Annotated in this window: 19 protein-coding genes; 13 read left to right on the top strand and 6 right to left on the bottom strand. The window is 64.6% G+C overall.

Going from position 1 to position 11,368, the window contains the following annotated elements; translation table 11 throughout:
• Window positions 1-2 precede the first annotated feature (2 nt).
• Complete coding sequence (locus UA74_RS27560) at window positions 3-344, top strand: hypothetical protein (RefSeq protein ID WP_075744306.1); 342 nt, start codon at window positions 3-5, stop codon at window positions 342-344.
• A gap of 397 nt (window positions 345-741) precedes the next feature.
• Here UA74_RS27560 and UA74_RS27555 read toward each other — a convergent pair whose 3' ends face one another.
• The 4 genes from UA74_RS27555 to UA74_RS27540 form a co-directional block, all read right to left on the bottom strand.
• Window positions 742-1,089: a hypothetical protein gene (locus UA74_RS27555; RefSeq protein ID WP_075742798.1), complete on the bottom strand. Its 348-nt coding sequence runs from the start codon at window positions 1,087-1,089 to the stop codon at window positions 742-744.
• Window positions 1,086-1,826 (bottom strand): hypothetical protein, encoded by a 741-nt coding sequence (locus tag UA74_RS27550; protein WP_075742797.1) that lies wholly within the window; start codon window positions 1,824-1,826, stop codon window positions 1,086-1,088. Before UA74_RS27550 ends, UA74_RS27555 begins: the two co-directional genes overlap by 4 nt.
• Before the next feature lie 148 nt (window positions 1,827-1,974).
• On the bottom strand, window positions 1,975-2,163 hold the full coding sequence (locus tag UA74_RS27545) for a DUF397 domain-containing protein (RefSeq protein WP_075742796.1): 189 nt from the start codon (window positions 2,161-2,163) through the stop codon (window positions 1,975-1,977).
• A complete protein-coding gene (locus UA74_RS27540; protein ID WP_075742795.1) occupies window positions 2,160-2,978 on the bottom strand; it encodes a helix-turn-helix domain-containing protein in 819 nt (272 codons plus the stop codon). Before UA74_RS27540 ends, UA74_RS27545 begins: the two co-directional genes overlap by 4 nt.
• Before the next feature lie 319 nt (window positions 2,979-3,297).
• Between UA74_RS27540 and UA74_RS32505 the strand changes: the two genes are divergently transcribed.
• The 5 genes from UA74_RS32505 (at window position 3,298) to UA74_RS27520 (ending at window position 5,420) form a co-directional block, all read left to right on the top strand.
• Window positions 3,298-3,471, top strand: a complete 174-nt coding sequence (locus UA74_RS32505) for a hypothetical protein (protein ID WP_157434470.1) — start codon at window positions 3,298-3,300, stop codon at window positions 3,469-3,471.
• Window positions 3,468-3,968 carry a hypothetical protein gene (locus UA74_RS27535; protein ID WP_157434469.1) on the top strand — a complete coding sequence of 167 codons (501 nt, stop codon included), beginning with the start codon at window positions 3,468-3,470 and terminating at the stop codon, window positions 3,966-3,968. Before UA74_RS32505 ends, UA74_RS27535 begins: the two co-directional genes overlap by 4 nt.
• The gene (locus UA74_RS27530; protein WP_075742793.1) at window positions 3,965-4,204 is read left to right on the top strand and encodes a hypothetical protein; all 240 of its coding nucleotides are present in this window, start codon (window positions 3,965-3,967) and stop codon (window positions 4,202-4,204) included. The genes UA74_RS27535 and UA74_RS27530 overlap by 4 nt, the downstream gene beginning before the upstream one ends.
• 94 nt (window positions 4,205-4,298) lie before the next feature.
• On the top strand, window positions 4,299-4,778 hold the full coding sequence (locus UA74_RS27525; RefSeq protein ID WP_075765748.1) for a hypothetical protein: 480 nt from the start codon (window positions 4,299-4,301) through the stop codon (window positions 4,776-4,778).
• A gap of 231 nt (window positions 4,779-5,009) precedes the next feature.
• Window positions 5,010-5,420, top strand: coding sequence for a hypothetical protein (locus tag UA74_RS27520; RefSeq protein ID WP_075765746.1), 411 nt, complete (start codon window positions 5,010-5,012; stop codon window positions 5,418-5,420).
• 305 nt (window positions 5,421-5,725) lie between these two features.
• Here UA74_RS27520 and UA74_RS27510 read toward each other — a convergent pair whose 3' ends face one another.
• A complete protein-coding gene (locus tag UA74_RS27510; RefSeq protein ID WP_075765742.1) occupies window positions 5,726-6,154 on the bottom strand; it encodes an NUDIX domain-containing protein in 429 nt (142 codons plus the stop codon).
• Entirely contained in the window at window positions 6,151-6,306 is a 156-nt protein-coding gene (locus UA74_RS32500) for a hypothetical protein (RefSeq protein WP_157442336.1), read from the bottom strand. Before UA74_RS32500 ends, UA74_RS27510 begins: the two co-directional genes overlap by 4 nt.
• Before the next feature lie 92 nt (window positions 6,307-6,398).
• On the opposite strand from UA74_RS32500, the gene UA74_RS27505 reads away from it, so the two are divergent.
• The 7 genes from UA74_RS27505 to UA74_RS27475 all read left to right on the top strand — a co-directional run bounded on the left by UA74_RS27505 (window position 6,399) and on the right by UA74_RS27475 (window position 11,352).
• Window positions 6,399-6,629 carry a hypothetical protein gene (locus UA74_RS27505; protein ID WP_075765740.1) on the top strand — a complete coding sequence of 77 codons (231 nt, stop codon included), beginning with the start codon at window positions 6,399-6,401 and terminating at the stop codon, window positions 6,627-6,629.
• The gene (locus UA74_RS27500) at window positions 6,626-7,177 is read left to right on the top strand and encodes a DUF6879 family protein (protein ID WP_075765738.1); all 552 of its coding nucleotides are present in this window, start codon (window positions 6,626-6,628) and stop codon (window positions 7,175-7,177) included. Before UA74_RS27505 ends, UA74_RS27500 begins: the two co-directional genes overlap by 4 nt.
• Window positions 7,131-8,018 carry a helix-turn-helix domain-containing protein gene (locus UA74_RS27495; RefSeq protein WP_075765736.1) on the top strand — a complete coding sequence of 296 codons (888 nt, stop codon included), beginning with the start codon at window positions 7,131-7,133 and terminating at the stop codon, window positions 8,016-8,018. Before UA74_RS27500 ends, UA74_RS27495 begins: the two co-directional genes overlap by 47 nt.
• A 123-nt stretch (window positions 8,019-8,141) precedes the next feature.
• On the top strand, window positions 8,142-9,299 hold the full coding sequence (locus tag UA74_RS27490; RefSeq protein ID WP_075765734.1) for a radical SAM protein: 1,158 nt from the start codon (window positions 8,142-8,144) through the stop codon (window positions 9,297-9,299).
• Complete coding sequence (locus UA74_RS27485; RefSeq protein ID WP_075765732.1) at window positions 9,292-9,897, top strand: 3'-5' exonuclease; 606 nt, start codon at window positions 9,292-9,294, stop codon at window positions 9,895-9,897. Before UA74_RS27490 ends, UA74_RS27485 begins: the two co-directional genes overlap by 8 nt.
• Entirely contained in the window at window positions 9,875-10,522 is a 648-nt protein-coding gene (tmk, locus tag UA74_RS27480) for a dTMP kinase (protein ID WP_075765730.1), read from the top strand. The genes UA74_RS27485 and tmk overlap by 23 nt, the downstream gene beginning before the upstream one ends.
• Complete coding sequence (locus UA74_RS27475; protein ID WP_075765728.1) at window positions 10,519-11,352, top strand: aldo/keto reductase; 834 nt, start codon at window positions 10,519-10,521, stop codon at window positions 11,350-11,352. Before tmk ends, UA74_RS27475 begins: the two co-directional genes overlap by 4 nt.
• The last annotated feature ends 16 nt before the right edge of the window (window positions 11,353-11,368 follow it).

Here is an 11,368-nt window from a genome sequence, read left to right as displayed (position 1 = left end):
GCATGGCCGACGGGATACGGCTGGAACTCGTCGCCGACTGGGCGGGCGGGCCGTTCTTCGTCACCTCGGCAGGAGAGCGTTCCGGCGACCACTACGTGGACGAGATCGCGTCCGTCGTGCCGCTCAGCTCGGACCTGCTGGACGACGTCAAGGCCTGGGACGATCACTATCAGGGGCTCTTGGATCAGCAGGACCCGGCGGGCTCCGGCTTCGCCAGTGCGGAAGATCGCGATCGGTTCCTGACGTGGGGTCGGGAGTTGGCGCGGCGGGTGCGGGCGGAGTGTCCGGCGGAGGTGACGGTGACGTACGCAGGCGACGGTTCGCTGGACGAGTTGATTCGTTGAGGCGGCGGTGGGGCAAGGCTTGCCGCTGCCGTCGGCCGGGTCGCGTGGTGTCACGAGGGTCGGCGGCGGTGACGCAGGTGGTGGGGGGCCGGGGCGTTCGACGGGTGCTGGCCTGCCCGTCGGGCCGGGCGGCCGGAAGTTGGCTGCTGCGGGTCAGCGGAGCCTGCCGACAGGTGACGGAGTGGGCGGCCTTGACGTCCCTCCCACCAGCTCGCCGTAGCGGGACTCCTTCATCGATGATCGCGTGACAGCCGGTCGGCTCGTTCTTCGGAACCGCTTGCCAGCCCCGTCCGGAGGACGACGCGAGCAGTGCTCGGGGACTCCGGGACGTGCACTTTCGCCATGTTCTGATCAGCGACGGAGAGAAGCGACCAGTAGGCCCCGACCCGCGCGGAAGTCAGAAAACACATTCCCCTTCCTGGAATTCCCCGCGTCCCTCATAGCCGACGCGGCCGACGTTGGGCGACTCGCGCTTTATTCGCGCGGCCAGCTCCTTTCCCTTCTCGACCCATGCCTGGTGTGCCTCCTCGGAGCTGAATCCCGATGAGCTCGGATCGCCCATGTCCAAGGTGTCCTGGTATTCCTGATCCCAGGCTTTGAGCTGTCGGACCAGGTCGGCGCTGAGCTGGAAGAACCTCGCCGTGTCGTCGATCGTGTGGTTGAAGACGTCGCCGTCCTGAGCGTCGAAGAAAAAAGGCGGCTGCCGATAGCCGGCCAGAATGTCCAGGTCGATGCGGTTGCTCATAGCGTATACCTCCTTCTTCCTATGGGATAAGCTGTGACAATGTATCCATTGTCTGCCACCACAATGGTGATGGGCCGTTTTTCTCCGTCGCCGCATTCCACTTCATACACTTCTCCGTCGTCAAGCGTTCCCACCTGGTCGCCATGCTCAAGGCAGTCGAAGATCACGTCGATGATCCGATGTCGGGGAATCCCATAGTTCCCGAATTCCCTGGTCCGCTTTGAGCGGACGATATGCGCTTGTCCCGATGATCCCTCGTGGCCGAGTTCCAGCCACACCAGGTGGCCGCGTTGGTGTCGGGCTGCTCGGACGACTCGGTCGGGGCTGATCTTAGCGCCGCCGCGTTGAAGTTCGGTGATCTCGGCGCCGTAGCGCTCCGCAGGGGCGTCGGGGCGTTGGATCGGGCGGGTGGCGATGTCGTGGGGTTCGGTCTCGGGGTGTCGGTCGGTGATCGTCGTGTCGTCGATGATGCCGTGTCCGGCGATCTCGCGGCAGTAGGCGTCGAGGATGTTCTGTGCCGCGAGGAGGGCTGTCCGTGCGGCGTGGATGTCGTTGGTGGCGGCGAGTGCGCAGTGTCGGGCCGACTCGACTGCGGGTTGCGTGGAGCCGGTGGTTGCGGTGTCGAAGGTGGTGGTGCCGTCGTCGATCGCCTGTTCGGCGTGGGCGGTGGCGGCGAGGGCGTCGACGAGTAAGGCATGGGCACGGCGCAACTCCGTCACGACGTCGATCACGGACACGATCCGACTCCTCACCGTCAGTGATAAGCCTCATGGTGTCGGATCGCGCGATGCCACCGACAAGCGGGGCGGCGGATTTTCGGGGAGAAGCAGCCCAGGGGCGGTGTCGTGCGAAGAACCTCGCTCGACACCGTCCGTGGACGCGGGGTCAGCGGAGTCTGTCGGCCTTGATCGCGCCGAGGAAGCCCGTGAAGGCGGCGTGGCCGACGACGAGGGTCCCGCCGTCGCGGTTCTTGGTGTCGCGGATGCCGACTAAGCTGGAGGTACGGCCGACCTCGACGCAGTTGGTGGTGCTGTGGCTGCGGCTGGACTTCTGCCAGCCGGTCAAGCTGTTCATGAGGGCTGCTCCCACCTGGCTAGTTGTCGCCGAATCGCGTCTACGGATTCCTCCGGCTGCAACGCCGAGCCCGAGACCGCCTCCAGAACGCGACCGTAGGCGGTCGTGTGTTTCCGCTTGTCGAGCAGGATCGAGGCTGCGTGGTGCTCGACGTGAATCACGCGGCCATAGGAAGTATCCAGGACCATGAACGACCCTTCCAACCCTGGATGTACTTGATCACCAGGTAGCAGCCGAATGGTCACGTTCGGCTGCTTCGACATGACGAGCAGGTGGTCGAGCTGCTGGACCATCGCTTCTGCGCTGCCGACCCTCCGTGTCAAGGCTCCTGCATCGATGATCGCCGTGTACTCGATCCTGCGGAGAACTTCTTGCCGCCCGATCCGCAAGGTTGCACGGCCGTCAAGGTCGCGGGCGTCCGGCCCGGCGCTTGACATTACGGCCCGTGCGTATTCCCATGTCTGGAGCAGCCCCGGAACGATCATCGCCACATCGGTAATCCGTTCGGCCGCACGTTCATGAGCTATGAGGTCGGCAAGCGCGGGCGGGAACTCACTCCCGGTGGCCCACCTAGGGCTTTGGTCGTCGTCGAGCATCTCGACGAGACGGTCTCGCTCGCGACCACGAACGCCGAGCTCATCCAAGATGGCCAGGACTTCACGAGCTGGCGGGGTGCGCTGGCCGGTCTCCCACCTGCTGAGCGTAGTGGGGTCAATCCCGACTGCATCGGCGAGCTGCTGTCCGGTGAGCCCTGCCGCATCCCGAGCTGACTTCAGCGCTACGCCGAGTGCCCGAATTCTTGGTGGTGGCGCCATGCGCCGGAGCGTACTTGGCACAACGCCCCTCGCCGACATTCGATCTATTGGGGGATAGACAGCAACTTGCCGTCAAATGCACTCTTGCCGGCATGTCTTTGATTGACAGCTGGAGGCCATCAGTGGCCCTGACTCTCTCGATCCCCGGTCTGCTCGGCCCCGTCATGCTCGTCGCGACGGGCTGGTCGGCTTGGTGTGATCCCGTGTCTCGGCGCGATGCGTGTGTGCCAGAGCGCTTGTGGACCGGCGGCCATGGCGCTAGCTGTGCGCGGCTCGTGCGGTTCGTCGTCACTCGGCGGCGGGTCGGTGGTGCGTTGTGATGCCGGCCGTCGCTGTGGGTGTGTTCCTGCTCGTCGCGGGGTTCTCTTTGGCGGTATGGGGTTACCGCGTTCCGGCGTCGCGTCGACCGGGGCATCTCCGGACGGTGGCGTTCTCCGTGATCGTGGCGCGGTTGGCTGAGGAGCGCCTGGGCACCGTGGCGGTGCGGCTGTGACGACTTTGTTCGTGTTGTTCCTCGACACCGACACCAGGGGTGGTGTCATGTTCGTGACCTCGGGTGTCGGTGGGGTGTTGGTCGAGGGTGTTCGGCCGGGTCGTGATCCGGTACGTGCGGCGATCAGTGCGACCGACGCGGTGGATGTTCTTGAGGGTGTGTGGGCGGGGCGGGTTGTCGATCTGCCTGCGATGGACGGTGTCACCGGCCTTCGGCGGCTTCGGTTCTGGTCTGGGCCGCAGGGGGTCGAGGTGTCGATCCGCAGTCGCGCCGCGACGCTGGGCCGTTGGCTGGTTCACGCCGACCGTGTCCCGGAACTCGGTGACGCGCTGCGCCGCGCGCTGACCACCGCCCGTACCCACACCACCACCGGGGCGGCCCTGGGCACGAACACCGTGCCCTTCGACACCGAAGCCCAAAGCGAGGTCGCGGTCGGGATCGGCGCAGGTGGCGCTGTCGCCGCCGCGCTCCAGGTCGTCCCCGGCGGCCGCCGATGACCGGCCCGTGGTTCGTCCGGTCCGTGGGCGACGGGGACACCCACCGTGCCCACCGGGAGTACTGGACGTCGGACGGACTCGCCCGCATCCGCCCGGTCTGCGACCCGACCACCGTGTTCACGGCGCTGAACCGCAGGCCCGTGGCCGTTCCGTACTACGACGAGCATCGCTGCCCGGACTGCCTGACCGCCTCGCGCGTTCCCGACCGACCGCGTCATCTGGCGGTGGTCCGATGAGGACGCTCGTCACTTACCGGGCCGTTCCGGTCGTGCACCGGCTGCGGGCCGCCCGCGTCCGGCCCTACATCGTGGTGTTTACCGGCGGGCGACGATGACGCCCGATGAACGCGAGGTCGCCGCCGAGCCGTTGATGAGGCGGCAGCCCGCGCCGCCGCTGGTCGGGATCTTCCTCGATCTGTACACCGTGTTCGTCAACGTCGGCGAACCCGTGCCACTCGACGGCGATCGGACATCCACGATCTGCGGCGCCACGGTCACCATCGGCCCGGTTGCCGTCGACGGCCCCGCCGGAGTGGTGCCCTACGTGCAGGACTGTGCGTACTGCGCCGCGATCCTCGACGGCGACACGACCCCCGCGCTGTTCACCGCCGGGTGGTCGCTCTGCCTGCGCCGCATCGACCCCGACGGCAGACCCGGCCCGGTCCACATCATCGGAGCCGAGGGCGTCGACGACACGACACTGACCACCCGGTGCGGCAACCGAATCATGCTCGACGACACCACCGAACAGGTCGACCCCGGCCACGGCGTCCCCTGCACCCCCTGCCTGCTCCGTTCAACCCCGAACTGACCACCACACCACCGACTGTTCAGCACCCAGCACCCAGCACCCAGCACCGACACCGAGGAGAACACTCACATGCCCGTGACCCGGCCGCCCGCCACTCCGGCCCCGCCCGACCGGCCCACGCCACCTTCCGCCGCACCACCGAATTCGACGGCGAACAGGCGAACGACTACGCCCCCACCAGCACACGCCGCCACACCGACCCCGCTCGACGTCGCCGTCGGCGCAGGCACTGTGACGGCCGAGCCCTGGGTCCTCTGGGAAACCCTCATCGCCGCCACCCAACGCTGGACCACCCAGCCCGCCGACGCCCTGCGCAACAACCACGGCATCACCGTCTACGACTACCGACTCCTCCGTCTGCTCGCCCGCACACCCCGACCGATGCGCAAGGCCGTCACCCACACCGCACTCGACCTCCCACCCCGAAGCCTCGACCACAGCATCACCCGCCTCGCGGACCGGGGCTACCTCACCGTCACCGGCCGAGGCACCGAGAAACGACTCGCCATCACCGACTACGGCATCGAACTCCTCGAAGCCGTCATCGACACCCTCCGGACCGCCACCGCCGAACCCGCCACCGCACTGCCACCCCGCGACCGCACCGTCCTCGTCACCCTCCTCAACCGACTACGCCACTGACCAAGAACACCGCCGCGCCGTGTGGCCTCCGCTGTCGTCCAGCCCGGCGCGGAAAGCGGCGAGCTCGTCGGCGAAGGTCACCGTTCGGACCGGGCAGCGCCGGGCGGCCGGCCACGCCGGGGTCGTGGAGTCCAGTCCAGCGAGGTCGGCGCCGACCGCACGACCCTCCAGCCGAGTCTCGACGGCGTTGATCAACGCCGCGTCCAGGCTGATCCCGCCGTAGGCACCAAGCACGACGAGACCCGGCTGCTGAGGGGGGCCGGGTGTCGTCGTCGCAGGCGGAATCTGAACAGGGACGGGTCACTTCAGGTGGTGACGCCGAGGATTCGGCCGACTTCCGGACTGACCGGCGGTTCCTGGTCATCGAGTAGGTGCCATTGGTAGGCGTCGTGTTCGGTCAGGGTCGGGTTCGCCGCGTCGGCGGTCTCGACACGCCAGTTGTGCTGGCGGGTGAGACGGCCGCTGCCGGAGGTGTAGTCGAAACTCCCCAGGTAGTGGGAGATGGTCGTGACCGTGAGGCCGGTCTCCTCCTGGACCTCGCGGCACAGCGCGGTGTGGAGGTCCTCTCCGGGTTCGACGCGGCCTGAGGGAAGTTCCCATAGGCCCGCGAGGAAGTCGTCGTGGCGTCGGCGCAGGAGCAGGACGGCACCGTCGTGGACGATCACTCCGGCGACGACCTGCCGGTGGATGCCTGCGGCGTGGTCGGCTGCGGTGAGGGAGGCGAGGTCGGTCATGGCGATGTCGTGTCGTCCTCTCGGAGGTCGTGACTGTGGCTGATGATCTTCTCGAATGCGGTGATGTAGTCGGTGACGAGAGGGTTGTCGTCGTGGGGGACCGTCATCTTGAGGGTGCGGGAGCCCCCGGACAGGGACTGTCGGGGGTTCACGTGGCACTCCCCTGCGCCGCTCAGCGGTTGACCTCCCGCGCGTGATACGCCAACATAAGGTGAATAGTCTCGAATATTCTAGGGAGGCGCAGATGCGCGCTAGGTTCCTCGGGAAAGATCCAGAGTCCAACGTGGGTGACTCGCCTACGCTATTCGCGACGGATCGCACCGACCGTAAGACCTACATCGTGCAGGGCTGGAACGTGACCGACGTTCAAGCCCGCGCCGATGTGGGGCCGGTTCCTCCCGGTGAAGGCATTGTCGAGGTTCCAGAAGAAGTTTTGAAGTACTGGGTACGTAGGTATCAGGAGGGGGAACTCTGAATCGGTATATCGAGCCCGGCCCAGAGTTCGGACAACTATTTCGAGCGTTTGAGCATACGGCTTTTCGTCTGGAGGTCAGGGCCACCTATGCGCCACCATATGAGCGCGAGTCGTACGAAAAATTCCTAGCAGGTGAACCGTACGAGTTGCCGTGGATGCAAGATTGGCTGTCAATGGTGCGAGAGGCGACAGCTGAAGGGCGGCGTTTCATGCGAGTGCGAGTAGTTTCTCTGCCGCTGAGTGACTACAATCGATGGAGCTATGTTATTGCTCAGCACAATATTGCGGCAGGTGAGGATATTCGATATATCACCCATGAAAGTGCCCAGGAGGCAGGGCTGCCTGACAGCGACTACTGGTTGTTCGACTCGCGCCAACTCTTGCGAATGGAATTCGGTGAGGACAATCGTTTCGTTGGCGGTGAACTCATTGGTGACTCTGCCGAGATTGTCCAACACAACTATTGGCGTGATGTTGCTTGGCATCACGCGGTAAGACGGGATGAATTTGCCACCGCAGAACAATTCGGGCGCGCCCAACGTTCATGAGGCACGTGTCGCCTTGGGTAAGCGACTCCGTGAGCTGCGTCGCCGTGCTGGCCTGACGGGGATGCAGCTTGCGGAGTCGCTGTCATGGCCTCAGTCTAAGGTATCCAAGCTGGAGACTGCCAGACAAACGCCTAGCCCCGAGGATATTCGAGCCTGGATTAGGATTACCGATAGCGGTTCGCAAACCGAAGAACTGCTAACAGCGCTACAGACGCTTGAGGCGCAGCACGCAGAGTGGCAGCGCGTTCTAAACCCTGGGCTGCAACCCCATCAACAAAAGCTCTCTGAGTTAGACGCAAAAACCCGAGTTTTTCGCGCCTTTGAGGCAACGGTTATCCCGGGCTTGCTGCAAACAGCAGCGTATGCGAGGGCGCGCATGGCGCAAGGTGTCATTCTCTATAACGCCAATAACGATATTGGCGAAGCGGTGCGAGCTCGAATGAGGCGGCAAGAGTTGCTATATCGCGAAGATAAGCGATTTCATTTTGTTATCACGGAGGCTGCCCTGCGGCTGCGTTTGTCTGCGCCTAATGTCATGCTCGCCCAACTGGATCGCCTCGTTTCTCTTTCGACATTGCCTAATGTTCGTCTTGGCGTAATTAGTTCCAGCGCTCAATACGTGGTTGGCCCGTGGCATGGCTTTTGGCTCCGCGACAATGAGCGGGTTCTAATCGAAACATTTTCTGCCGAACTAAATTTAGTTCAAGCTCCAGAAATTGCGCTATACAGCAAAATCTTTGAACAATTCGCGGCGATTGCAACCTATGGGCGCTCTGCGCGAGAAATTATCACATGCGTGGCCGATGAGCTCGCTTCGGAAGCGTCGCCGGAGGGTGAGTGATTCTCCGCCGCTGAATCTCGCGAAAATCTGCTGAATATTCGAGAATAATTCTCGCCTTGTGTGTTTTGCCTGCTTAGGCTCCCGTCGTGTCCCGCAATCGGCGGGGGAGCTTCGGGAGGCCTGGTGGCGACGTTCGTTCCGTTGTTGGCGCGGGAGCAGGTTGAGCGGCTTCCGGCGCGTGCGCGTGAGGTGGTGGAGTACCGCAAGTCCGGATTGAGCCTGAACCACATTCAGGGGTGCCCGTTGGACTGCGCGTACTGCATCCGGCACACCTACGGCTTGTGGGATGCGCGGCAGCCCCGCGCGCTGATGTCGGACGCGGACGCGGTGGCCGAGCTGGTGGGACACCGCTACTTTCAGCCGCACGTGACGCCGGTTCAGGTGTTCAACCGGGCCACTGACCCGTTCTTGCCGAACGTCCGGCCGCATACGTTCGCGGTGTTGGAAGACCTGGATGAGCGCGGGCTTACCAATCACGTGCTGGTGATTACCCGGCACCAGATGAAGCCAGCCGACGTAGACCGGTTGAACCAGCTTCGGCACGTCAAGGTGACGTTGTTGTTCACGTACTCGGGTATCGACAACAAGCAGATCGAACCGTACCCGTCCCACGTGGCGGCGGAGTCGCTGAAACTAATGAGCGCTCCGGCACGGCGGAAGTACCGGACGGTGTTGTACTGGCGTCCGCTGGTGCCGGGCCTCAACGATTCCGACGAGCACCTGACGACGGCCCGCGAATTGGGGGAGCACGCCGACGCCACGGTATTTACGGGCCTGTTCTACCGCGCCGAAATAGCCGACTACTACAAAGCGAACGGCCTGCCGGAGCCGTACGACGAGACAGCGCGGCGCAAGATCGTTCCCGAGACCCTCGAAAAGCGTGTGTTGGCGGCGTTTCCGGCGTCGGCTCCGTTGTTCCGCAAAACGTCGTGTGCGGTGTCCTATGCGCACGGGTTGTCCGATTACAACGGGCATTACGGCATCCGGGAGCTATGCGATATCTGCCCGCTGTCGCAGGTGGAACTGTGTGCGGGCGCGCACCGTGTGCCGACCGCTGACCAGCTCCGGCATGCCGCCGCGTCGCTGCCGGAGGCTCGCGGCTTGGAGGTTGTCGAGGTCAGCGAGCAGGCGGTAGTGGTGGCGGGTTTGGACACGGAGCAGCCGCGCTACTACCTCCAACACGCGCTCGGGTTTCAGGTCCACGATGTAGCCCACCCGCACCGCAACCGGCGGCATGGGCGGGCTGAGATCGGATGGAAGGAAACCAGCGGAAATGACTGATTGGACGAGCCTTACCTATGTAGTCGTGGACGTGGAAGGCAACGGCCAGCAGCCCCCAGACCTTGTGGAACTGGCGGCGGTGCCAATCTATGGTGGTGTCATTGGTGAGCCGGCGAGTTGGCTGGTGAAGCCTGATCGGCCCATTACGCATTTCGCGCGCAAGATTCACGGCATCACTAACGACGACGTGACCGACGCCCCGACATTCGATGACGTCAAGGCCGACGTGTTGGACGCGCTGAACGCGCACGGTCTCAGGGCAGACGGGTTGATCGCGCATAACGCCCATGTGGATGTCGGGGTCTTGCAACGCAAGCTCGGGGATTGGGAATGCCCGGAAATCTTCGACACCCTCAAACTCGCCCGTCGCCTATTGCCGGACGCCGATAGCTACAAGCTCGGCGCTCTGGTGGACGCGTTCGAGCTGGCCGAGGGGCTGCCCGATGGACTCGCGCCGCACCGCGCAATCTACGACACGTTGGTGACTGCGCGGCTGTTCGTGCGCCTGGCGACCCGGCAGGACATGCGCCCGCTGACGCTGGAAGAGCTGCGCGACAAACCGGGAGGGGGCGAGGATGACACTCCGTCCCTTTTCTGACCGCGATCGTGGGTTGTTCGTCTCGGTGGACGGCCCCAGCGGCGCGGGTAAGTCCACTGTCGTGCAGCACTTGGCGCAACTGCTAGTTGCGTCCGGGGAGACCGTGCACACCACGGTCGAACCCTCTACCGGTCCTATCGGCGCGTTGGCGCGCGAGTTGACCGAGACCGTTACCGGCCGGGCTCTGGCGTGCCTGTACGCCGCCGATCGCTATCACCATGTGGAAACCGAGATCCGGCCTAAGCTCGCCGAGGGCGCAACGGTGATCGTTGACCGGTACATCCCCTCGGGTCTGGTGGTGCAACGGTTCGACGGTATCGACCCGGCTTTCCTGTGGAAGCTCAACGCCGAGGCCGACCGTCCCGACCTTGCGGTGATCCTGGAAGCCGACCCGGCTGTGATCGCGCAACGTCTCGGAGAGCGCGGAGCACACAACCGGTTCCAGCTCCGCCCCGGCAGCGCTCACGCGGAGATCCACTTCTACGCCCAGGCCACCGAGCGGTTGATACACGCCGGGTTCGACGTGATGCGGGTGGACTGCACCCAACCCGCTCACCACGCCGCCACGCGCATCGTGGAGCGGTTGACAACGTTCTTCGCGCCCGCGAAGGAGGCCCAGCGATGATGCCGGACCCGGTGTGCCGCATGGGTTTCGGGACCATGCAACTGATCGGCCCCGGCCACTGGGGCGCGGCCGACGACCCGGCCAACTCGATACAGGTTCTTCGGGACGCGGTGGATGCGGGCGTGACCCACATCGACACCGCCGATTCCTACGGCCCGTTCACCGCAGAGAAATACATCCGCAAAGCACTGCACCCTTACCCCGAGGGGTTGACCATCGCCACGAAGGGCGGCCTGACCCGGCAAGGCCCGAACCAGTGGGCACCGTGTGGCCGTCCCGAGTACCTGCGCCAATGCGTCGAGATGAGCTTGCGGCGACTCCAGATTGAACGAATCGAGCTGTACTACCTGCACCGCATTGACCCGGCCGTGCCGATGGAAGACCAACTTGCCGTGCTTGCCGACATGCAGAGAGAGGGCAAGTTGGGCCACATCGGACTATCTAAAGTCGACATGTCGCAGGTCCGCGAGGCAAGCAGGCTCGTGGATATCAAAGCGGTACAGAACAAGTACAACCTGACCAACCGCGCGTCGGAGTACGTGCTGAGCCACTGCGAACGCGCCGGAATCACGTTCGTGCCCTACGCCCCACTTGCCTCCGACGGGCTCACCCGCGCGGTCGGCGAGTTGGCGACTGTGGCCGCCAAACACGACGCCACCCCGGCACAACTCGCGCTCGCGTGGCTGCTGCACCACTCCCCAGCCATCACGGCCATCCCTGGTACCTCTGACCGTACGCACCTGGGTGAAAACGTTGCGGCGCAGCACATCAGGTTGACGGCCGAGGATATGACCGAGATTGAGGCGGCGTCAGGGCAGGGGGACGCATGAACCCCAAGCGCCCGAG

Origin of the sequence: Actinoalloteichus fjordicus (assembly GCF_001941625.1) — a bacterium.
GTDB classification, from domain to species: domain Bacteria; phylum Actinomycetota; class Actinomycetes; order Mycobacteriales; family Pseudonocardiaceae; genus Actinoalloteichus_A; species Actinoalloteichus_A fjordicus.
Note: the sequence above shows the minus strand (reverse complement) of the source record. Positions and strands in the feature narration are given on the sequence as shown.